The organism is Streptomyces sp. NBC_01267, from assembly GCF_036241575.1.
Taxonomy (GTDB): Bacteria; Actinomycetota; Actinomycetes; order Streptomycetales; family Streptomycetaceae; genus Streptomyces.
The window spans coordinates 7,774,829-7,799,370 of sequence record NZ_CP108455.1 but is presented as its reverse complement, the minus strand read 5'-3'; the positions used below and the strand labels follow the sequence as shown (position 1 = coordinate 7,799,370).

Sequence of the window (24,542 nt, the reverse complement as noted above, 5' to 3'; positions counted from 1 at the left end):
ACCCACGCTGCCCGATGGATCAGCGCGGGGCAGTGGGACGCGTGGGGGAATCAGGTGCACACGGGACGTCCGTGTAAGCAGTGCCGACACATCTGGAGGAACAATGGCCAGCCTGGACGAGCCGTTCACCGTGGGAGATCTCACGGTCCCCAACCGGATCGTGATGGCCCCGATGACCAGGATGCAGTCCCCCGACGGCGTGCCGGGCCCGGACGTGGCGGAGTACTACGCCCGCCGGGCGGCCCACCAGGTCGGACTGATCATCACGGAGGGCACCTACATCAACCGGGCGGCCGCCGGCGCGTACGAGAACGTGCCCCACTTCTACGGCGAGCAACCCCTGGCCGGCTGGGCCCATGTGGTGCGGCGGGTGCACCAGGCCGGTGGCAGGATCATTCCTCAGCTGTGGCACACGGGGGTCGTGCGCTTCGGGACAGAGCCACCCGCGGAAGGCCCGTCCGGGCTCGGACTGGACGGCGCCCCGGCCGGGCATGCCATGACCCAGCGGGACATCGACGACACGGTGGCCGCCTTCGCGGAGGCCGCCGCAGCCGCAGAGCGGCTCGGGTTCGACGGCGTGGAGCTGCACGGCGCGCACGGCTACCTGATCGACGACTTCCTGTGGAGCGCCACCAACCGGCGTACCGACCGCTACGGCGGAGACCCGGCCTCCCGCGCCCGTTTCGGCGCCGAGATCGTGCAGGCGATCCGCGCGGCCGTCAGCTCGGGGTTCCCGGTCCTCTTCCGGCTCTCCCAGTGGAAGGTCAACCAGTACGGGGCCCGCATCGCGGAGAGCCCGGACGAACTGGCGCAGTTGCTGGCGCCGCTGACCGAGGCCGGTGTCGACGCGTTCCACGCCTCCACCCGCCGCTACTGGCTGCCCGAGTTCGACGGCAGCCCGCTCAATCTGGCCGGCTGGGTGCGCAAGCTCAGTGGCAAGGCCACGGTGACGGTCGGCTCCGTCGGCCTGGACCAGCAGTACGGTGTGGGCGACTTCGCCCAGGGCTTCACCGAGCAGGCCGGCCTGACCGGCATCGAGGAGCTGGTGGCCCGCCTGAAGCGCGACGAGTTCGACCTCGTCGCCGTGGGCAGGACGCTGCTGGCCAACCCGGACTGGGCGGCGAAGGCGCTGCGCGGTGAGCTGGGCCGGACCGTCCCCTACGACCCGGCCGTGCTCAAGACCCTGGCCTGACGGCCACCCGTCCGCTCCCCCTGTGCGGGGGGTCGCCAGGAGGGAGCCGGCAGTTCATGAACTGCCGGCCGCATCCGCGGAACGCCCGTATCACGCAATCGAATGCACTTCGCCGCTGATCGAAACCGCGGAGCCCAGCACTTCCAGGAAAGCTCTGCCCCGGCTGCTGAGGTTCAGATCGGGCATCATCGCCACGCCGAGGGACGAAGGAGGCACTTCTCCCGCGATCTCGACCGGTCGGACTTTCCCGCCGTCCAAAGTCCTGGCATGGGCCGCGCGTTGATACATCAACGCGAACCCGGAACCCGCGGCCACCAGTCCGCGCATCGTCTCCGGACTCGTCGTCGTGATCACTTGCGGCATACGGACGCCCGCAGTGGCGAACATCGTCTCGAAATGGTGGAGAACAGCTGGAACGTTCAGGGTGACGAGCGGTCGAGCGGCCAGCTCGTCCAGACCGATCGAGCCGGTCATGCCGATCGGGTCGTCATCCGCCAGCAGGGCATGAACAGGGAGCTGGACCAGAGGGTGGAACCTGGCTCCGCCCGACAGGAAGTCGTACGTCACAGCCAATTCGCACCGGCCGTCCCGCAGCAGCTCCAACAGCCGTTCCGATGCCTCATGAACGTTCAACTGCAGGGCCGTGTACCGCTCGGCGGCGATCCGGCAGACCAGGGGCAGCAGGAAGGGGGCGATCGAGAAGAAGATGCCGACGTCCAGCCGGCCGGCCGTGTGGCCTGCCAGGGCGTCGCCCTGGGCCTTGAGGTTTCTGGCCTGCCCCAGCAGCGCGCGCGCCTCCCTCAGCAGGTGACGGCCGCTCGGGGTCAGGGTGACACCGCGGGCGTGATGACGGAGAAGCAGTTGCACACCGAGTTGGCGTTCCAGCCTCATCACAGCGGAGGAGACCGTCGACTGCGAGGCGCACAGCTTCTCTGCCGCCTCCGATATGTTGCCGAGCTCGGCGGATACCACGAAGTACCGCAATTGCGTCAGGCTGAAGCCCAGTCGATCGCTCATCGCGCCCACCCGGAGAGCTTCTGATGCGTGGCCCGTTCCGGCCGGGTACGCGATTTCGCCTGGGCGTCGGGACGCACGCACGGGCCGGCCGAATGATTCATGATGCCTCTTCTGCGTTTCGTGGTGGTCAGGGCGTGGGGAGCCGGATTCCTGCCGAGCGGGTCGCATCTCGTTGTCAGAACTGCTGCCGGGAGGCGCAGTGTTCGCGGAGCCACCCGTGAACGGCGAGTGCGGTCGGCTCCGCGTACTCCTCAAGCATGGAGAAGTGGTCCCCCGCCACCTCCGTCCGTCGGTGATCCAGCGGCCAGCCGGCGCGCGCGTCGTCGCCGAGCAGTTCGAGCAGGGTCTTGTCCTCCGCGGCGCTCACCAGGAGGGTCGGGGTGGTCACGGGCAGCGGGCGCCAGCCTTCGAGCAACTGCGCGTACCACGCCATCGCCGTGAGCTGATCGTCGAGGACGGGCAGTTGGGGGAACCGGTCGATCAGCCGTCGCGTGAGCACCGACATTCCCTGGATCATGGCGGTTCCGGCCGACTGGAGGGTATCGAGCAGCACCAGAGCGGCGGGCGGAGCACCGGCCTTCTCCAGGTGTCGTACCAGCTCGTGGGCGGGCCACCCTCCGGAGGAGTAGGCGGCGAGCGCGAACGGCCGGCCATCGAACCGTCGGAGCAGCGTCCCGGCCAGCCGGTCCGCAGCCGCTTCCAGGCTCACCGGAAGCGGCTCACCGGCGCCGTAACCGGGGACGGAGACCGTCCACACCTCGCGGCGGCCACGGAGTGCGGCTGCGAACTTCACGTACTGGTGGGCCCCGGTGGGGGCGATGAGGGAAGGCAGGCAGACCAGGGCCGGTTCCTGATCGCCGTCCGACAGCCGCAGGGTTTCCGGCTCCGTCCCCGCTCCGGTCACGGAGGACAGCCGGAGCCGGGCGGCGATCGACAGCAGGTCACCGGCCTGCTCCGGGGTGCCCGTCCGCACCGCCGCGCGGAAGAGCGCGGCGATGGGCTGTGCCGGCGCCGTGGCGGGATGCGCGGACGGCTCCGGCGGCCGGAACGCGGTGCCGGGGGCGGGTGTTCCCGCTGCCGCGGGTTTCAGGCGTGCCAGGAGGGCGTCCACCCGGGGGCCGCCGGCCGCCATGAAGTGGTCGGTGAGTTCCTCGACGGACTCGGCGTCGAAGAGCAGGGTGGACGGAACCTCTCCGAGGTCCTCACGCAGCGCGGTGGTGAGCTGGAGGACGAGGATGGAGTCCATCCCGTAGTCGCTGAGCGGCGCGGAGAGCGCGATCCTGTCCGGCGGAATACCGAGGGTCTGCGCGGCCTGGTCCCTGAGGTATCCGGCCATGGCGCCGGCCCGGTTCTCCGCGTCGGCGCCGGACGCACCGGCTGTCCCGCCGCCGGCCGGGGGCCGTGCCGGGGCGGGGCGGGGGCGCGGGGGTGCGGTGGCCTCCGCCGGGGGCTCCGGGAGCGCTCGCGGAGCAGCGGTTTCGCGGTACGACGGCGGGGCCACTGCCTGCCGGACGATCCCGTCGCTCTCCGCGGCGATGATCTGCTGCCCGAGCTCAAGTGTCCGGGGCAGCACGGGGACGACGGAGGAGAAGCCTTCGCTGACCAGCACCTCCCGCCAGTTCGCGGGCGACAGCGCGGGCGAACCGGGTACCCGCAGCGCGTGGTCCTCGAAGAGCCACCAGCCCTCCAGGAGTCCGAACGTGAGGTGGCTGGAGACGTCGAACGCCGCCAGTTCGTTCAGCAGGAGCCACCCCCCGTCGCGCAGCGCCGCCTTCGCGTTGCGGATGGTGTTCCGGGTGTCGCGCGTCGCGTGCAGCACGTTGGCGGCGATGACCAGGTCGTAGCTCCCGCTCTCCACCCCCTGCCCGGCGAGCGGCTGTTCCGCGTCGAAGCGGGCGTAGGCGAGGTACGGAACCTCCGGTCCGTACTCGGTCCTGGCGTGGTTCAGGAACGCCTTCGAGAGGTCGGTGTACGTGTAGGTCTCGATGTGGTCCTGGAACGGGCGCAGCGTGGCGAACATCCCGGCGCTCGTGCCGCCGGTACCCGCGCCGATCTCCAGGATGCGCAGGCGCGCGGACGGGTCCAGGCGCAGCCGCTCCGCGACGATGGCGGCTGCGGTGTCCGTCATGGCGCGGTTGTACATGTCGGCCACGCGGTTGTTGCGGTACGTGCCTTCGACGAGCGCGACGGAACCGCGCGGGAACAGGATGTCGGTGGGCCTGGTCCTGCCGGTGAGGATGTCCGGCAGCTTCCTGAGTGTGGCATCGAGCAGAGCGAGTTCTGCTGCCTTGTCCGGATCCGTGGACCACTGGGCGCGGCGCTCGTCCCACTCTCTGTCGAGGACGTCCAGCGGCGGGGCCGACGGCGGCACGATGCGGAGCGCGTGGTCGAGCCAGATGTCGTACCGCTCCAGGATTCCGGCACGCCGGCGCAGCCGGGCGATGTCGCCGTGGGTCGGCGGAGTGCCGGGGTCGCGCAGGGCGCCGAGCGCTGCCAGGTGTCCGTGGACCATGCGCGCGAGGAGCGGATCGCGTTCGCTCCGGCGCCATGCTGCGATCGCGCGCATCGCCTCCCATGCGGACGGCTCCCTGGTGGCTGCCACGACGGCGGCGGGCGTGATGCGGGACCGCGCCCTTCCGTGGACCGTGAGCCGCGTCGCCACGTCGATGCCCGCGATGGCTTCGGGCTTCTGCACCTTGATGAAGCTCAGTTGAGGCTGCGGCCCGCTGAGCAGCGTGTCGAGTGCCTCCATCGCCTCGGGCGGCTCGATCGAGAGGAGGCCCCAGCGTGCCATGCGTTCCCGGTGGAGTGCGGTCGAGGCGCTGCCGACGCTCCCCCACCACCCCCAGTTCATCACCTTCACCGGGCAGTCCCGGTGCCGGGCGAGGAATGGGGCGTAGGCGTCGCTGAAGGTGCATCCGGCTGCGTAGTTGCTCTGCCCCGCAGCGGTCGTGAACGACTGGACGGACGAGAAGAAGAGGACGAAGTCCAGGGTCTCGTCCGCGAAGACCTCTGCCATGGCCACGCTGACGTCGATCTTGGCGGTCAGGCAGGAGCGCAGCGTCGCTTCGTCCATGCGCGCCAGGCTCTGGTCCCGCAGGACGAGCGCCGCCTGGACGACGCCGTGGATCCGCGGATGGTGCCGCCCGACCTCCTCGTAGGCGGCACGCAGCGACGCGGGGTCCGCAGCGTCGGCGGAGAGGTAGCGCACACTGCCGCGTCCGGTGCAGGTGCTGAGTTTCGCTTCGATCGACGCGTCCTGCGGGCGCCGCCCGATCCAGATCACGTGGGCGCCGTAGCGCTGGACGACATGCCGGGTCCATACGGTGCCGAGCCCGCCGGCACCTCCGATCACGACATAGACGCCGCCTTCCCGGTACGCGTCCCGCTGTACGGTCCCGGGCCGGCACGGAGCCCAGCGCCGGACCAGCCACTGGCCCGCGCGGCGCACCAGGGTGTCGCTCTCCGGGCGGTCCGGGAGTGCCGCCAGGTCCTCGGGCAGGTCGGCGGTGTCGAGGTCCGTGCGGCGGACCGACCAGTTCGCGTACTCCTGCCCGAGCGACCCGAAGAGGCCGTGCAGCCCGGCGTGGGCAGGTGCCGTCGGCTCGGTGTCGTAGGTGGCCAGGGCGCTGCGCGTCACCAGGGTCACGGTGAGCGGACGTGCGTCGTGTCCGGTGCGGACGAGGGCCTTGATCATGCGGAAGGCCGCGATGACGCCGTCCTCCTGGGCCGCGGTGAAGCCGGCGGCGTCGGTCGGCAGGAGCGCCCCCTGGTCCTCCGGCGCCGCACCGGGCGCGATCCAGAGAAGGTGGCCGACCGGCGTCAGGTCCCGGAGCCGGGACGTGATCTCGTCCGTCGACGCACCCGGCGCGAGGTCCCACATCGTGGCCCGCGGGTACTGGCGGGCGAGTGCGGACCGCTGCCCGCTGCTCCCTCCCACCACGAGGACCTGCTCCGTGGGCGGCAGGGCGGCGGCGCCGGAGGTGCGCTCGGACACGGGCTCCCAGACCGGTGCGAACAGTGCGGGTGCCGTTTCCTTCGCCCGGCGCGAGGTGTAGCCGGTCATCCGGACACAGACCTCCCCGTCGCCGTCGACGAGATCCACGTCGAGCCGGCTCAGCGCGGTCGCCGGCTCCGCGCCGTCCGCGACACGGACGACGGCCCACATCGAGGCCGTGCAGGGGGCGAAGAGTTCGAACCGGTCGAGCGCGAACGGCACCACGGTCTCCACGGAGGCCCCGCCGTCGGCGAGTTGCAGCGCGATCGAGGACTGGATGGCCGAATCCAGCAGCGCCGGGGGCAGGACGTACCCGGCCTCTGCGGGGTCGGTCTCCGCCGGCAGGTCGAGCCGTGCCAGGACGGTGCCGGTACCGACGTGTGCCTCGCGGACAGCGCGGAGAGAAGGCCCGTGGACGATGCCCATCGCCGCGAGCGCCGCACGGACGCGTTCCGCGGATACGGCTGTCACGCACCTCGCACGGAGCGACGCAAGGTCGACGCGGTCGGGACGGGTCGTGCCGGAGGGCGCGATGCGCCCGGTGGAGAACACGACCGGAGCGGTGTCCCGACCGGTCTTCGAGGCGATCTCGAAGGTGAGTTCTTCGCCCTCCGCCGGCCGTACCAGGACATCGACGCTCAGGGGCGCGCCGTCGAAGGCGACCGGCCGTACCCAGGTCATGTCGCGTATCAGCAGGGGCGTTTTCGCCCCGGTGCCCCACACGCGCGCCGCCGCCTCCCGTGCCATTTCGAGGTGGGCGGCGCCCGGCAGGACCCGCTGCCCGCGCACCGTGTGATCGCGGAGGACGGCTTCGTCGCCCTTGAACACCGTCGAGGCCCGCAGTGTGCCGGGAGCGCCCTCCACCACCGACGACCGGTGGATCAGCGGATGGTCCGGGACCGGCCGGCTCAGGGTGGTGACAGGCAGAGGTGACAAGGGCGGCGGCCCGGCCCAGTGGCTCTCTCCGGCGAACGGGTAGGTCGGCAGCGGGACCCGGAGATGGGCCTCTCCTGCGAACGCTGCCCCGTAGTCCAGGTCGACCCCCTGTGCGAAGTACCCGGCGAGGGCGGTGAGGTTCGCGCGGTACGTGGCGGTATCCGTGTCGGAACCCGTCGGGTGTGCGCAGCGGTGCAGGCATGCCTCGCCATGGCTCTTCTCCGTGCCCGCACCCGTGGCGCCCTTGCGCGCCGGCACCGCACGGCCGGTGAACGCCCTTGCTCCGTCGAGCCCTTCGCCGAGGATCCGGAGCAGCTCCGTGCGGTCCGCCGCCACGCAGGCGAACCTGTGGGCGAACCGGTCCCTGCCGACGGCGAGCGTGTAGGCGAGGTCGCCCAGGTCCGGGAGGTCCGCGCGACGGCAGTGCTCCGCCAGCCGGGCCATCTGCTGAACCAGCTGTTCACGTGAGTGCGCGGAGAGGACCACGAGATACGCGGGACGTGGTGTACGAGCGCGGCCACGGGCAGTGGGAGGCGCCTCCTCGATGACGAGGTGCGCGTTGGTGCCGCTCGCGCCGAAGGAGCTGACCGCGCCGCGGCGCGGTCCGCCGTCGGCCGGTGCCTCCCAACGGTGGCTGCGCGTACTCAGGTAGAAGGGGCTGTCTTCGAGACCGACGGCGGGGTTCGGCTTCTCGAAGTGGAGTGAGGCCGGGATCTGCTGGTGCCGCATCGAGAGGAGGATCTTGAACACCCCCGCGACTCCTGCGGCGAACTGGGTGTGCCCGAGGTTCGTCTTGACCGAACCCAGCGCGCAGTAGCCGGTCTTCTCCGTCCCGGCCCGGAACGCGCGGCTGAGCGCCGAGAATTCGATGGGATCGCCGAGCGGGGTGCCCGTGCCGTGCGCCTCCACGAGGCGGATGGACTCGACGTCGATGCCGAAGGACTCGTAGGTGTCGCGGAGCAGACGCTCCTGCGAGACGGAACTGGGCGCCGTGATGCCGTTGGTCGCCCCGTCGTGGTTACTGCCGGTGGCACGGATCACGCCGTGGATGTGGTCCCCGTCGGCGACGGCGTCGTCGAGCCGCTTGAGGACCAGGACACCGACGCCCTCGCCCGGTACGAAGCCGTCGGCGCGGTGGTCGAAGGTGTGGCAGCGCCCCGTGGCGGAGAGCATTCCGGCGCCGCCGGCCAACTCGTAGAGGCGGGGCGTCGACTGGACGAAGACACCGCCCGCCAGCGCCATCTCCGTCTCGCCCGACCAGAGTCCCCGGCACGCCAGGTCGATCGCGACGAGCGAGCTGGAGCAGGAGGTGTCGACCGCCAGCGCGGGACCCTTCAGATCGAGGAAGTAGGAGACGCGGGCCGGGATGAGGGACGCCATGTTCCCCCAGAACGCCTGGGCGGGCGCGTCGTCCCCGACGACCTCCTGGTAGTCGCCCTTGTAGCAGCCCACGTACACGCCACAGCGGGTCTCGCCCAGCTGCCGGCCGGCGTACCCCGCGTCCTCCAGCGCCTTCCACGCCTCCTCCAGGAGCAGGCGCTGCTGGGGATCCATGGCGGCGGCCTCGACGCCCGAGATGCCGAAGAACAGCGGGTCGAACCGGTCGATCCCGTGGAGGAATCCGCCCTGTGTGCAGCGCGCGGAGCCGTCGGCGCCGGTGTCCGCGAGATCCCAGCGGGTCGCTTCCGTGATGAGGTCGTCGCCGTTCGCGAGATGCGTCCAGAGGTCGTCCAGGCTGTCGGATCCGGGGAACCGTCCGCTCATCCCGACGATGGCGATCGGCGCGTGGGCCGCGGGCCGGTCCGCGCGAAGGGTGTCGGGCGTGGTCCGCGGACGTGTCTCGGTGGCGGCCGGCTCCGGGGCGGCGGCGTCGATGTCGGCGTACTCCGCGAGCAGGTGCGCGACGAGACGGTCGGCGGAGCTGTGGTCGAAGACGACTCCGGTCGACAGGTCGAGCCGGAGGGTCTCGTTCAGCAGATGGACGAGACGGACCGCGAGGATGGAGTCGAGCCCGTAGTCGGCGAACGCGAGCCCGCCGTCGACCTCGTCCGGCGGCATGACCAGTACGTCCGCGATCGTCGCGCGTACGGTGCGGGCGACCCGTTCCTCACGTGTGACATCGAGTGCGGCGTCGGACGTGAAGTCGTGCGCGGGGTCCGACGCGGCGTCGGGCGTGACGTGCGGCCCGGCCTCTTCGGACTGCGGCGCGGCATTTTCGGGCTGCGGTGCGGCGGTGGCCGGAGCCGCACCGGGCGCCGTCTCCCGGACCGGCTCCAGGTCCCCGATCCAGAAGCGGTCCCGCGCGAACGGGTACGTCGGCAGGGATATCCGGCGGGGCGACGCAGCTCGGTGCGTCCGCCGCCAGTCCAGCTCCACTCCGTCCACCCAGAGCGCGGCCAGCTTGTCGAGCTTCCCCTTCCGGACCCAGCGGTCGACCAGGAGTTCCCGGAGGTCGTCGTCGGCCGAGATCTCGGCGACGACGCCCAGGCCTTGCCCGGCGCTGCCCCGATGGAGACCAGGGGTACCCGCCCCGTCCCCGCTCTCCGCGTAACCGCGCAGTACCCGCAGGAGCTCGGGCAGTGAGGCGACGGTCACCGCCAGGCGCTCCTTCATCGCCTCACGTCCGACCTGGAGGGTGAAGGCGAGATCCGCCAGGCCGACCGCTCCCCGCGCCGTCTCCGCGCGTTCGAGTAACGCCGCCAGACGCGCGGCGGAGTGCCGCAACCGCTCCGGTGTCCGCGCGGAGAGGACGACGAGCTGCTCGCCCTCACCGGACGCCGGCCGGTCCGGGACGGGGTCCGGCACGTACTCCTCAAGGATCACATGGGCGTTCGAGCCGCCTGCCCCGAAGGAGGAGACCGCCGCGATCCGTGGTGTCTGCGACTCCCACGGTGCGAGCGTCCGCTGGACGAAGAACGGCGTCTCCTCGAACCTGATGCCGGGGTTCAACTCCTCCGCGTGCAGGCTCGGTACGAGCGTGCGGTGCCGGAGCTGCAGTACGGCCTTGGTCACCCCGGCGATCCCCGCGGCGGCCTCCAGATGTCCGATCACCGACTTCACGGAGCCGATCGCGCAGAACTGCCGCTCGTCCGTGGACCCTTCGAAGGCGAGCGAGAGACCCTGCACCTCGATCGGGTCGCCCAGTTCCGTGCCCGTGCCGTGCGCCTCGACGTAGCTCACCTCCCGCGCCGGAACCCCGGCCCGGGTCAGCGCGTCGCGGATCAGTTCCGCCTGGGCGGTCGGGCTCGGCACCGTATAGCCGTGGGACCGCCCGCCGTGGTTGATGCTCGTCCCGCGGACCACCGCGAGGACCTGGTCACCGTCCGCGAGAGCGCGCGCAAGGGGTTTCAGCAGTACGGCGCCCACACCCTCGCCGGGCACGAACCCGTCACCACCGCTGCCGAAGCTCCGCACCCGGGCCTGCGAGGACAGCATGGTGGAGCGGCACAACTCGACGTAGTCGGAAGGGTGCAGATACAGGTTCACCCCGCCCGCGACGGCCAGCTCGCAGGAGCCCCGGCGCAGGTGCTCGCAGGCTTCGTGGATCGCCGTGAGCGAGGAGGAGCACATCGTGTCGATCGTCAGGCTGGGGCCACGGAGGTCGAGGACGTACGAGGTACGGGCGCTGAGCGAGGCGAAGGAGAGCGAGGGCACGACCGTTTCACCGGTCGGCAGCCGGGCCGCGCCGTGCCGTGCGTGGCCGGACTTGGTCACACCGGCGAAGACACCCACGCGCCGCTGATGGCGTCGGGCCAGCTCCTCGCGGGTGTAACCCGCGTCTTCGATCACCTCCCAGGAGGCCTGGAGGAAGAGGCGTTCCTGCGGGTCCATCGCGTAGGCGTCACGCGGTGCGATCCGAAAGAAGTGCGGATCGAACGCGTCGAAGTCCCGCAGGAATCCTCCCCACTTGCTGTAGCTGCGCCCGGTGGCGACGGCTGTGGCGCGGTCCGGCTCGTAGAAGCCGTCCAGCGGCCACCGGTCGGGCGGGATCTCCGTGATGGCGTCGCGTCCCGCGGTGAGGTTCGCCCAGAACTCGTCGGTGTTCTCGGCCTGCGGATAGCGCCCGCTCATCCCGATGATCGCGATGGCGTCGTCCGGCGGGGGCGGGCCGGGAGCAGCGGCGGTCCGGGGTGTGTGGCGCGCCGCCGGTACCTGGACCGTGGCGCGCTCGCCGGGAGTGGGTGGGGTGGGTGCCCCGGCGAGTTTTCCGGCGACGGCGCGCAGCGTGGGGAATTCGTAGAAGAGGGTCGTCGGGACCTCGCCGTACACCGAGGACAGCTCCCTGTTGAGTTGCACGACCATGACCGAGTCGAGGGCCAGGTCATCGAGCGGCCGGTCGGCGTCGATGTCGTGGAGGGGGAGCTTCGTGACCCGGGCGAAGATTTCCACGACCGACCGGAGTGTCTCCCGGTCCGGCCGCCCGTCGGCCGTCTCCGATGCAGCCGTCTCCGATGCGGGTGGGGCAGCGGCGGGAGGGGCAGCGACGGGCGGGGGCACGGATGCGAGCTCGGCCGTCTCGCCGTGGTGCACCCAGATCTGGTCCTCGCCTGCCTCGCCCGACCGCCAGGCGTTCAGGAGGGCTTCGAGTCCTTCGTCCGACTCCATCGGCACGAGACCGCGGGTGCGCCGGAGGTACGCGCGGATCGCGTCGTCGACCGCCATTCCGCCGTCCTTCCAGAGCGGCCACGCGATGGCGACCGTACGCCCGGACCGCTCGCCCGCCGCGACGCGCGTGTTGCGGCGGGCGGCGTACTCGCCGAGAAAGCCGTTGGCCGTGGCGTAGTCGGACTGACCGGGATTTCCGGTGACTGCCGCTCCGGACGAGAAGACGAGGAAGGACTCGATGGGCATGTGCGCCGTGGCCCGGTCCAGGTGCACCACGCCGTCGACCTTCGGGGCGAGGACCTTGTCCCACTCCTCTGCCGTCTTGTTCGTGAGGTACGCGTCGTGGATCACGCCTGCGGCGTGCACGATCCCGTGGATCGGGCCGGACTCCTCACCGACGCGCGCGACGAGGTGGCGTACCTCCTCCCAGCGGGAGACGTCCGCGACGGCGTACCGGGCCACCGCACCGGCTTCCCGCAGCTCGGCGAGCAGTTGGGCGGTCCGGGCATCCGGTGCCGAGCGTCCGACGAGGACGAGCGTCGGGCGTACGGCGTCCCGTGCGATCCGGCGGGCGATGACGGCGCCGATGCCGCCGGCGCCTCCGGTGATCAGGTACACACCTCCCGAGCGCCAGGGCGTGCCCGTACTGTCGGCAGCCACGGGCACCCAGGTCCGCACCGCGCGCTCCGTGCCCCGGTGGAGAACGAGAGCGTCGTCCGCGTGTCCGGCGTTCTCCTGGACGATCGCCGCGATGCCGGCCGCGTCGCGCTCGCCGTCCAGAGCGAGGACCTGCCCGGCGATGTGCGGGGATTCGAGCGCCGTCGTGCGCAGAAGTCCCGCGAGCGCCGGCCCGGCCGCATCGTCACCGTCCGCCGGTGTCACGACCTGTACGAGGGTGGCGCCGTCGTGCGCCTGCCCGGCGAGCACCCGGACGATCTCGAAGACCTGACGTGAGAGGTCGGTGAAGCGGGTCTCCGGGCGCCGCTTGTCGGTCGTGACGGTGTGGCAGTGCACACTCGGCAGGCGGCGTTCCACGCTGTCCCGCACGGCCGCCGGCACCCCGCAGAGGATCACGACATGACGTGTGTACGGGGTCCGGCCGGCCAGGTCCCGCGACGCGGGCTTCGGCGTCCAGCGGGGCGCGAACAGCGTCGTACCGACCGAAGGGCGTTGCGCAGCAGCGCTGTTGGCCTTCTCAGCACTGCCGGGGAGCCAGTACCTGTCGCGTGCGAACGGGTACGTGGGCAGGTGCGCGCGCCTCGGCAGAGCCGAACCGGTAGCCCCGTACAGCCGCCGCCAGTCGACCTCCTCCCCTCCGCTCCAACGCGCGACCGCGTCGGCGAGGCCGTCCTGCGCCGGCCGGGCGCCGCGCTGCGGGCCGCTCGCCGGGCCGCTCGCCGGGCCGCTCGCCGGGCCGCTCGCCGGGCCGCTCGCCGGGCCGCTCGCCGGGCCGCTGATGAACTCCCTTAGTTTCTCGCCGAGTTCCCGGTGGGAGGAGACGACCCAGCCGACCCGTTCAGCCATGGCTTCGCGTCCGGTCTGGAGCGTCCACCCGATGGAACGGAGCGGGGCGGGACGGGGTGTGTCCTCCAGGTAGGCGAGCAGGTTCTGCGCCCGCTCGCGCAGTTGCTGCGCCGTACGCGCGGAGAGGGGTACGGCGACCGGGCTCCCGGGGTCGTCCGCGTCCTGTGCCGGACCCGTGTCCGCGCCCTGCTCCGGGTACTCCTCGATGACGACGTGGCAGTTGGCGCCGCCGAATCCGAAGCTGCTGACGCCCGCCCGCCGCGGCGCGAGGTCACCGTCACGGTCGCGGGGCCGCTCCCACGGTTCGTTGGCGCGCACGATGCGGAACGGGCTGCCGTCGAGCTGGATGTAGGGGTTGATCCGGTCACAGTGCAGGCTCTGCGGGAGGGTGCCGTGTTCCATCGCGAGGACCATCTTGAGCAGCCCGGCGATACCTGCGGCGGCTTCCAGATGACCGATGTTGGTCTTCACGGAGCCGAGACCGCAGGTGGCAGGGGTGTCGCTGCCCAACTTCCGGAACGCGGTCTGCAGCGCCCGCACCTCGACGGGGTCGCCCAGGGCCGTGCCGGTTCCGTGGGCCTCCACATAGCCGATCGTGCGGGGGTCGATGCCGCCCATCGCCCGCACCACGAGGTCCGCCTGCGCGGTACCGTTCGGCGCCGTGAGGGAGTTCGCCCGTCCGCCGTGGTTCTCCGCGGTCCCGACGATCACGGCGAGGATCGCGTCGCCGTCGCGCTCCGCGTCGGCGAGGGGCTTCAGTACGACGGCGCCGACGCCCTCGCCGCGTACGTATCCGTTCGCGTCGCCGGCGAAGGTCTTGCACCGTCCGTCCGGGCTCAGCATGCCGGCCCGCCCGGCGCTGACGAAGGTGTCGACACTGAGCAGGAGGTTCACCCCGCCCGCTATCGCGGCGTCGCACGCCCCGGAGCGGATGGCCTCCACGGCCCGGTGGACGGCGACGAGCGAGCTGGAGCAGGCCGTGTCGACGGGCTGGCTCGGGCCGTGGATGTCGAGTACGTACGAGATGCGGTTGGCGAGCATGGAGTGGGCGTTGCCCGTGGAGGTGAAAGCGTCCGGCGGGGCGCCGTGGGCGGCGAGCAGGGTCGCGTAGTCGGTCCCGGAGACACCGAAGAACAGCCCGGTGTCCGCCGGCAGGCCGGACGGGGCGTAGCCGCTGTGCTCGATCGCGTTCCAGACCGTCTGGAGCGCCAGCCGGTGCTGGGGGTCCATCAGCTCGGCCTCGCGCGGCAGGATGCGGAAGAAGGCGGCGTCGAACGCGTCGACGTCGTCGAGGACGCCCGCATGGTGCGGGAACTCGGCTGCTTCCGCGATTCGCGCGTAGGCCGCGTCGTACCGGTCGAGGGGGAAGGCCGTGACGTTGTCGGTCCCGGCGGCCAGGTTCGCCCAGTACGCGTCCAGGTCGGGTGAGCCGGGGAACCGGCCCGCGGCTCCGATGACGGCCACCGGCAGGGGCGAGTCCGCCGGCGCCGGGCGGTGTGCGCCGGCCGGCACGGTGTCAGGAGCCCCGGTCGTCGCTCCAGCGTTTCCAGTCGTCTCTCCGGGGGACCGGTTCCCAGGAACCGGGGCGGGCTCCCCGGCGGGGTCCGGCGGGAGGGAGCGTTCGTACGCCGCGCGCAGCGGGCCTTCGTGCTCTGCGAACAGGTGCCTGCCCAGCGAGTCGAACGTATTGCGATCGAAGAAGACCGCAGGGGTCAGATCGATACCGAACCGCTCGCGTACCTGCTTCGAGAGGGCGACGAGCGAGATCGAGTCGAAGCCGAAGGCGTCGAAGCCGGTACGGGCGTCGAGTTCGCTCCGCTCGAACTTGAGAATGCCGCCCGCCATCTCACGCAGCTCGTCCACGGCGAAGGAGATGACGCCGTCGCTGTCCTCCCCCGGTGTCCCCCGGTCCGCTGCTTCGGCTCCGTCCACCGCTCGTGCGCTCACATCCGGGTCCTTTCGCGGTCCTTCGTCGTCGCCGCACCACATGTCGGAGAGCACACCGACCACCTGGCCGTGCCGGTCCAGCAGGCCGACGGACCCGCCGAGGCCTTCTCCGTCGGCAGTCACGTCGAGGACGACGTACGCGACCGGGAGGCCCCCACCGCTCCCGTCGGTGAAGAGCCGGATCTCGTCGATCCGGTGGGGCGCGGTCCGTGCCCAGTCCGGTGAGCCCTGCCGCTTCGCTTCGGACTGGAGGCCCTGAGCGATGGCGGCGAGGACGTGCGGAGCGAGGGTGACATGCGGCTTCACATGGTCCCGCTGGAGTTCGGGGGTGCCGACCTTGAGCACCAATCGCCCGTCGCGCAGCCGGAATGCGCTCTCTGTGCCGCTGAATTCCGGCACGTATCCGATTCCGCCCTCCGCGAGTCCCGCGAGGAATTCCGCCGGGGCGAGCAGCTCTGCCCGGTCGGGCGCCAGCACATCGGCCGCGATTCCCGCGAAGTCGGCCGAGCGGAGGTGGCCGGACAGCGGCGTACGGTCGTCCTCGCCAGCAGGCACGTCGAACGACGCTACGGGCGTCCGGGTCCCCGCCGCGTCCTGAGCGAACACGAGTCCGGAGGCCCGCTTCCCGTCGGAGGCGTCGAAGACCGTCACCAGGCGGGCGGCGGTCGTCCAGCTGACCGGGCCCAGGAGGCGGAGCCGGCGCACGACCGACCCGTCGGCGAATCCGGAGACCTTCGTGGCGGCGATCGCCAGGTCGATGGCGAACGTCGGGACCACACCGCGCTTCTTGTCCTGCCGCTCCCCCGAGGTGCAGCCGTAGTCGAGGAGATCGTCCAGGTGCACGTCGAGCACGTACCGCAGCCCGTCTGCGTCCGACTCGTTCCGGCCGAGGAACGGGTGGAGCTTGTCGCGCAGCGCGAGCGGCGCGATCACGGACGGCGCGCCCTCCTCCGGGGTGACCCAGCAGCGCACGCGCTCGAAGGGGTACGCGGGGAGAGGGACCCGCCGGGGCGTGCGTGCTCCCCCGTCGGCGCCGCGCCAGTCGACGCTCCGGCCGCCCACCCAGGTGGTCGCGAGCTTCCGTACGCCCTCGGTCCGCGGGCCACCGGGCGCGAGCGCCGCACCGAGGTCCCGGTCCCCCGCCAGATAGCGGTCGACGGCGGCGACGGCTTCCCCCGTGGTCCTGGCGAGGAACGCCCAGCGGTGCGGGAGTTCGTTCTTGCCGACGCGGAGTGTGAACGCGATCGCCGCGGGGTCCGGCTCTGCTCCGGCGGCCAGGTAGTCGCGGAATCGGGTGAGCCATGTTTCCAGGACCGATTCGTTCATCGCGGAGAACACGAAGAGTTCCTCGCGCCCGTCCTGTGCGCCGTACGGATCGCGGTCGGGTTGCGGGTACTCCTCCAGGATGATGTGCGAGTTCATCCCGCCCGCGCCGATCGAAGTGATTCCCGCCCGGCGGGGATGGGTGATCCGGCGTCCCTCCACCGTGGTCACCGCGGGTTCCCATGAGGCGAGCTGCCGCTGAAGCCGGAACGGTGTACGGGAGAAGTCGATGTCCGGATTGGTCACCGAACTGTGCAGCGAGGGTGCGAGTTTCCCCTTCTGGAACTGGAGGACGACCTTGGCGATACCGATCATTCCGGCAGCGTGCAGCAGGTGTCCCAGGTTCGACTTGACGGAGCCGATCGCGCAGAACTCGGTGTCCTGCGTGTACTTCTGAAAGGCCGTGGTCAGGGCCTTCACTTCGATCGGGTCGCCCAGCGACGTCCCGGAGCCGTGTGCTTCCACGTAGCTGATGGTCCGCGGATCGACTCCCGCGTCGTCGATCGCCTTCTCGATCGCCCGCGCCTGCATACGGGGGCTGGGGACGGTGAACCCGTTGCGCACCCCCGCGTTGGCGAGGGCCGTTCCCTTGATGACGGCGTACACATGGTCGCCGTCGCGCTCGGCCTCGACGAGCGGCTTGAGGACGAGGGCGCCGACACCCTCCCCGAGAATGGTCCCGTCCGCGCCCAGGCCGAAGCTCCGGATCACATCGGAGGTCGCCGTCGTGAAGTGCTCCTGTGACGAGCTGATGAGGTTGTACGGGTGGAGGAGCAGGTTCACCCCGCCCGCGACCGCCATCCGGCATTCCCCGGCCCGGAGCATCTGCACGGCCTGGTGCACGCAGGTCGAGGAGCCGGAGCACATCGTGTCCACGAAGATCGAGGGACCGGTGAATCCGTAGAAGTACGAGAGCATGTTGGGCAGCGTCGCCGTGTAGCTGCCGCTTGCCGGGGAACCGCGCGTCAGACCGTTCTGGAATCCGTACAGGCCGTAGTGGTTGCTCATGGAACCGGCGAGTACGCCGACATCTCCGTCGTACTGCCGCTGGATCGTCTCGCGCGAGTATCCGGCGTCTTCGAGCGCCTCTACGCCCGTCTGCAGGAACAGGCGGACCTCGGGCGACATGTTCTCCGCATCGCGTTTGGAGATGCGGAAGTAGCGGGGGTCGAACGTCTCGATGTCCCGGAGGAAGGTTCCGGTGCGGATGGAGCTCTTGCCGAGGACGCTGCGGTCGCGGCTGTAGACCGCGTCGTGGTCCCAGCGCTCGCGGGGTACTTCACGGAACTCGTGACGGCCTTCGCCGAGCACGGCCCAGAGTTCGCCGAGGGTGTCGGCTCCGGGGTAGGTCCCGGAGATGCCGATGATCGCGATGTCGTGGTGGTCGTCGCGCGGCCCGGGTGCGGCGGACCGGTCATGGGCGGCGGGCGTGCTGCGGGTGTCAGGAGCCGACGGTGCGGGTGCGACGGGGGCAGGCGCGTCGTTCTTGCCGGCCGCGTCGTTCTTCCCGGCTGCGTCGTTCTTGCCGGCCGGAACGACTGCGGCCGGGACGGCTGCGGGCGGCGGGTCTCCGGCGCTGGTGATCGCGCGCAGCTTGTCACGGTGTTCCGCGACGAGGTGACCTGCGACACCCTCGATGGTCGTGTACTCGAAGAAGATCGTCTTGGACAGCGGGCCGAGGAACACTTCGAGCGACGCGGTCGTCTCCAGGATGGCGAGCGAGTCGATCCCGTAATCGACGAGGTTGACCGTCTCGTCCAGCGTCAGCGGGTCGCGGTGCAGCACCCCGCCCACGATGCGGCGCAGCAGAGCCGTCGTACGCTCGGTCAGGTCTTCCTCCGTGATGGAGGCGACGGGCTCCACGAGTGTGGTGTCCACGGGTACGGCACGGGGTGCTACCGGGGGCGGGGCGGCGGCCGTGAGCGTCGCGGCGGCGCCGTACGCCACCACGGTGTGGGCGGGGCCGTCGCGCAGTACGCCGCCGAGTACCCGGAGACCGTCCTCCGTCGGGAGGGGCTCCCAGCCCCGGTCCCGGAGCATCGCCTCCCGCGTCACGGCGTCCATGGACATCCCGCCGTCGGCCCACAGCGGCCAGCTGACGGCCGACGTCCTGCCGCTCCGCTCGCCGATGTCCACCAGCGCGCGGCGATGGTGGACGAAGGCGTCCAGGAAGGCGTTGGCCGCCGCGTAGTCGGACTGCCCGGAGCTGCCGAACACGCCCGCCACCGAGGAGAAGGCTACGAAGAAGTCGAGCGCGAGGCCTCGCGTGGCGGCGTCGAGGTTGAGTACGCCGTCGACCTTCGGCTCCAGCACCGCCAGGACGTCCGAGGGGTCCTTGGTGTAGAGGTACGCGTCGCGGAGGACGCCCGCCGCGTGGACGATGCCGTCGATCGCTCCGTGGTCCCGTGTGATGGTGCGTACCGCACGGTCCACGTCGTCCTTCGCACCCACGTCGACGGGGAGGTAGTGGGCCGCGACCCCCGCTTCCCGCAGCCCGCGCAGGGCCGTCCCGCTCGCGGCTCCGGGCGCCGACCGGCCGCTCAGGACGACGACGACGCCCGCACACCGCCCGAAGTACCGTGCGACATGCAGCCCCAGGCCGCCGAGACCGCCCGTGATCCAGTAGACCCCGCCCTCCTTCAGCGGCGGGATCTCCGCTCCTTCGCCCAGGCGCAATTCCACGGGCCGTGCCGCGTGACGGGTGCCGTCGGCCCCGTAACGGATCTCGCAGTCGGCCGACCGGTCGGCCGCCTCGGCCCGCAGGATGTCCGCGATCCGCTCCGGCGACACGGTGTCGAGTCCCGCGACGCGTACGACACGGCCCGTGACGCGGGGGTTCTCCAGGACGACGGTCCTGAACAGACCGGTGAGCGGCGCGTGGTAGTGCCGTGGCAACCGGTCGTCCGCCAGGACGACGAACCGGTATGGCCCCTGGGGCTTCGACCTCACCAGCTCCGCGGCGTGCCGGAAGGCCAGGTCCACCACGGCCTCGACACCGTCGGCGACACGACCGGGCGCGACATCGGGAAGGGGGGTGACGGTGAAGCCGGTCGTGTCTTCCACGACGGTGGCGTGTACGGCGGCTCGTCCGCCGAGGTACCCGCGCACGGACGGGAAGGCCGTTGCCCGGTCCTCCGGTACGTCGAGGGGCGTCCGCACCCAGGGAACGGCGGCGGTGACGATGTCCGCGCCGTTCCCGCGTCCGGACTTCGCCCCTTGCGTCCGCTGGACCAGCCCGCGCAGGCTGACACGCACCACGCCCGCGGAGCCGCAGAGATCGATGTCGAACACGTCGAGCGTGCTGTGTCCTTCGCGGCGCCGTACCCACGCCCATGTCTCCGACACACAGGCGCCGTAGACCGTGAGTTCCTCGAACGCGAAGGGCAGTGCCGGGCCGTCGGCCGGCTCACGCGATGTCTCCGCCAGGAGCACGAGCGAGGACTGGAGCGCGGCGTCGAGCACGCTCGGGGGCAGGACGTATCCGGCGTCCGCCGCCTCACCGGCAGCGGGCTTCCCGATACGGGCGATCAGCTCCCGTGTCCCCAGCCGGAGCTCCTCGATCCCGCGCATGGCCGGTCCGTACTCCAGCCCTCGGTCGCGGAACGCCGCGTACACGTCCACCGGGCTGCGCTCCCCGGGGCAGGCCGCCAGCAGCGCGGCGAGATCGACTCGGTCCGGCTCCCGCGACCCGTCGGCCTCGACAACTCCCGAGCTGTGGACGACGGCCGGGTCCGTGCCGGTGGAGACCTCGAAGGCGAGGGCGCCGCCGTCCTGCGGGGTGAGCCGGACACTGGCCTCGACCGGCGCGTCCCGTACGACGAGCGGACGCGGCCATGCGACGTTGCGGAGCCGGACGACCGCCGGCTCCGCCGCGTCGGGCCCCATCGCACGCACGGCCGCGGCACGGACCATCTCGACGTGAGCCGCCGCCGGCAGCACGCGGGCACCGCCCACCACGTGCGAGGCGAGAAACGGCTCCTCTCCGGTGAACGTCGAGCTGTACCGGTGACCGGCGGGACCAGAGGTATCAGAGTGAACGAGTGGGTGTGCGGCGGTAGTTGCGTGCACTGCCGACGGCGTCGTGCCTGCCTCGACGCCCTGCTGCGGAACGCTGAACCAGTGCCGTTCGCGGGCGAAGGGATACCCGGGCAGCCGCACCCGCCGTGGGCGTGGCCGGGGTGCGCCGTGACCGGGCTGATCCGCCCAGTCCAGCGCCCCGCCCTGTACCCAGCGTGTCCCTGCCGCCCTCAGCGCCGCGATCTCCTCCGTTGCGCCCCGTGCTGTCCCGCCCAGGTGGAGTTCGCCCTCCGCGCGGGCGCCGTCCATGAACTCCCTTAGCAACAGTTCGAGTTCGGCTCGGTCCGCGACAGCGAACACGACCCGGACGGGCATGGGCTCACGGCCGACCCGCAGGGTGTACGCGATGTCGGCGAGCGCCTGCGAGGGGTGCTCGCGCAGGTGGGTGAGCAGGTTGCCCGCGACTGCGCGCAGCCGGTCCGGCGTCTTCGCGGAGAGCGGCAGGAACTGCGGGCCCCGGACCGGCGCGTCCTGCGCCCCTGCACCGGCTTCACCGGCTTCACCGGCTTCACCGGCTTCACCGGCTTCACCGGTGAGATGTTCCTCAAGCACGACATGCGCGTTCGTGCCACCGAATCCGAACGAACTCACCCCGGCCCGCCGTGGCCGGATCCTTCCGTCCGTTCCCGGGGTCGGCGCGGGCCAGGGCTGGGTGTCGCGGATGACGTGGAACGGGCTGTCCTCGAGCTTGATGAGCCTGTTCTGATTCTGGAAGTTGACGTTCGCGGGCAGCATCCGGAGTGCCAGCGAGCTGATCACCTTGGCGATGCCGGCAACCCCGGCGGCACCTTCGAGATGTCCGATATTGGTTTTGACGGAGCCGATTCCGCAGCTCGCCGGTTGGGCGACGGTGCCCTGTGCCGCGTGCAGGTTCCGGAAGGCTCCCTTCAGAGCCATGATCTCGATCGGGTCGCCGACGGGTGTTCCGGGGCCGTGCGCTTCGATATAGGTAACGGATTCCGGCCGGATTCCGGCGCGGGTGTAAAGTCCCTCGATCAGATTCGCCTGTGCTGTCGGATTGGTGACGGTGAGGGAATTCGTCCGGCCACCGTGGTTCGTGGCGGCTCCCTTGATGACCGCGTGAATGGGATCGCCGTCCGCGACGGCCCGTGCGAGGGGCTTCAGGAGGAGCACTGCTCCGCCTTCACCGCGGACGTAGCCGTCGGCACTCTGGTCGAAGGCGCTCGCACGACCGGTGCGGGACAACATGCTCGCCTGGCTGAACGCGACGAAGTGCTTCGGCGACCAGATCAGGTTGACTCCGCCGGCCAGGGCGACACCGCACTCGCCGTTGCACAGCGCGCGTACCGCTTCGTGCACCGACACGAGCGAACTCGAACATGCCGTGTCATTGGTGATACTCGGGCCCTGCAAGTCGAAATAGTAGGAGATCCGGTTCGCAATGATCGAGTAGGCCGTTCCGGTGGGGAAATAGACGTCCGTCCTTGCTCCTTCACGTTCCATCATTTCCGCGTAGTCCGCATGGCAGACGCCCATGAAGACACCCGTTTCCGTACCGGCGAGAGCGCTCGCCGCATAGCCGGCGTTCTCGATCGCCCGCCAGGCGAGTTCGAGTGCCATGCGCTGCTGGGGGTCCATGGTCTCGGCCTCGCGCGGCGATATGTTGAAGAACTCGGCATCGAAGCAGTCGGCATGTTCGACGAAGCCTCCCCAGATGCTGTTCGTCTTCTGGGCCCCGCGCCTCGGATCGCCGAAATAGCGGTCCTTCGACCAGCGTTCCGGCGGAACTTCCGAGATGAGCGACCGGCCCGCGACGAGATGTCCGCCGAGCTCTTCCAGTGTTTCCGCGCCGGGGAACCGCAGAGCGAGCCCGATGATCGCGACATCATCCGTCGCGGGCGCCGGTTCGAACGTACTCATCGGGTTCCTCCTGCAGAGGGGACGTCGTGACCGGGCTGCTTCGATCCCCGTGCTTTCCGCTGATCAATGATGGTGTCCACCTTGAAGTCAGCCTGCTCTGCCGAGTGCTCGGGCATTCCCTGTCCGAGCACGAACTGCTGGTTGAGGACCGCGGTCGAGAGCAGGTAGACGAAGGCCTGGTCCTCCTTCGTACTGATCTCACCGGTAGGCGTGGCCATGATCTTCTTGACGAGCTTCCGGGCGAACACCGGATCGACGCATCCGATCTTCTCCAACTCCGCTTCTGAGAGGAGGAGTTCCAGGTAGTCGGGCCGCTGTTCCTTGAAGACGGCCGCTCCCGGCGCACGGTACGGCTGCTTCCGCCGAGTGAGACTCGATTCAGGCAGCTCACCCCAGAACGCTTTCTTGAGGATGGCCTTCTCGTCGAAACCGTCGTCGAAGCGCAGATTGACGGACGCCGCCGTGCGAACGACCGCGGGGTCGAGGAACGGGCACCGGTTCTCGACCCCGTGGGCGAGGCTCATGCGCTCCCCCTGGGTGGAGAGGAGATAGCCGGGCAGCAGCGTCTTGAATTCGAGCCACTGTGCCTTACGGACCGGGCTCAGCGCCGCGTAGCCGGGCGTCGCGTCCGTCAAGGCTATGAGGTCCGCGAACGGTTCATCACGTCGCCTCAGCAGACGTGCGGCGAAACGGCCGTTCTGGTAGCGGAGTTCGTGGGAGAAGAGACCAGGCAGCCGTTCTACGGCGAACTGCTCGAAGAGGCCCTTCAGCCGCGCCCGGTTCGCGGGGCCGAAGTGGCTCAGCTCCGGGTGGAGGCTGCCGAGCCTGCCCATCCGCTCGTCGTCCGACAGTTCGCTCCATGAAGCGCGCAGTAGCGTCTCGCGGAAGAGTGAGTACCCGAGGAACGCCTCATCGGCACCCTCACCGCTGAGAATCACTTTGATTCCGGCGTCCCGCGCGTGGCGGGACAGGAGAAACATGGGGACGAACGCGGCGCGGAACGAGGGCACTTCCGCGTGATACACGGCAGACGGAAAGTTCGCGGCGATATCGGCACTCGACACGGCAATGGACGAGTGACGGGTCCCGAGGTGCGAGGCAACGATCTGCTGACTGCTCGACTCGTCGAATACCGCGTCGTCGAACTCCACGGAGAACGTGCGGACCTCGTGCGAGGAGAGGTCGGTCGTCAGCTTGGTCACGATGGAGGAGTCGAGGCCGCCGCTCAGATAGACACCGACCTCGACGTCACTCCTCAGCCGCATCTCGACGCTCTCACGGAGGGCGTCACGGACCAGTGCGGCGGCTTCCCGTTCAGAACCGGTGAACGGCGGTACGTCGAGTTCGAGCTCCGCGTAGTCGTTCAGGACCGCCCGCCCGCCTCGGACGGTCAGGTAACTCCCCATCGGGAGCTGGCGGATGTGCTGGAAGGGGGTCCGGTCGGGCAACGGCGTCCATACCGCGAAGGTGGAGGCGAGTTCGCGGGGGTCGAGCTCGAAACGGAACCCCGGGAACGCACGGAACGCCTTCATCTCGGAGGCGAAGAGGAATTCTCCGTTCCTGCCCCCCTGGGCTCCGCAGCCCTCACGGTCGACGTAGAAGAGCGGCCTCTTGCCGTATCTGTCACGTGCCAGGAACAGGTCTCCCGACCTCACGTCCCGGATCGCGACCGCGAACGCGCCGTTGAATCGGGGCAGACACGCGGGCCCCCATTGGGCCCATGCCTGCAGGAATACCTCTGTGTCGGAGCGAGTACGGAACCGGCGGCCGAGCCCTCGCAGTTCCTCGCGCAGTTCGATGTGGTTGTACAACTCGCCGTTGAAGCAGATCCAGTAGCGTTCCGTCGGGTCGGCCATCGGCTGGGCGCCCATGGCGAGGTCGACCACAGACAGCCGTGCTGTGCCCATGGCGATGCCGTCGTCCAGGTAGTAGCCCGCCTCGTCCGGCCCACGGTGACGGATGAGCGACAGCATCGAGGTCATGACCTCCGGCGTGGCCCCGGCGTGGAGCGAGGGCGCGACGAAGCCTGCGATTCCGCACATG

At 70.5% G+C, this 24,542-nt stretch carries 4 protein-coding genes; 1 reads left to right on the top strand and 3 read right to left on the bottom strand.

Annotation, left to right across the window (positions count from 1 at the left end; genetic code table 11):
* Nucleotides 1-103: 103 nt before the first annotated feature.
* A complete protein-coding gene (locus OG709_RS34660) occupies nucleotides 104-1,192 on the top strand; it encodes an NADH:flavin oxidoreductase (protein WP_266645284.1) in 1,089 nt (362 codons plus the stop codon).
* A 90-nt stretch (nucleotides 1,193-1,282) separates the two neighbouring features.
* Here the strand turns inward: OG709_RS34660 and OG709_RS34655 are convergent, their stop codons facing one another.
* The 3 genes from OG709_RS34655 to asnB all read right to left on the bottom strand — a co-directional run bounded on the left by OG709_RS34655 (nucleotide 1,283) and on the right by asnB (nucleotide 24,541).
* Nucleotides 1,283-2,209, bottom strand: a complete 927-nt coding sequence (locus OG709_RS34655) for a LysR family transcriptional regulator (RefSeq protein ID WP_250301407.1) — start codon at nucleotides 2,207-2,209, stop codon at nucleotides 1,283-1,285.
* A 175-nt stretch (nucleotides 2,210-2,384) separates the two neighbouring features.
* Nucleotides 2,385-22,499 (bottom strand): SDR family NAD(P)-dependent oxidoreductase, encoded by a 20,115-nt coding sequence (locus OG709_RS34650; protein ID WP_329168965.1) that lies wholly within the window; start codon nucleotides 22,497-22,499, stop codon nucleotides 2,385-2,387.
* Complete coding sequence (gene asnB, locus OG709_RS34645) at nucleotides 22,496-24,541, bottom strand: asparagine synthase (glutamine-hydrolyzing) (protein WP_250301409.1); 2,046 nt, start codon at nucleotides 24,539-24,541, stop codon at nucleotides 22,496-22,498. Before asnB ends, OG709_RS34650 begins: the two co-directional genes overlap by 4 nt.
* Nucleotide 24,542: the final 1 nt, after the last annotated feature.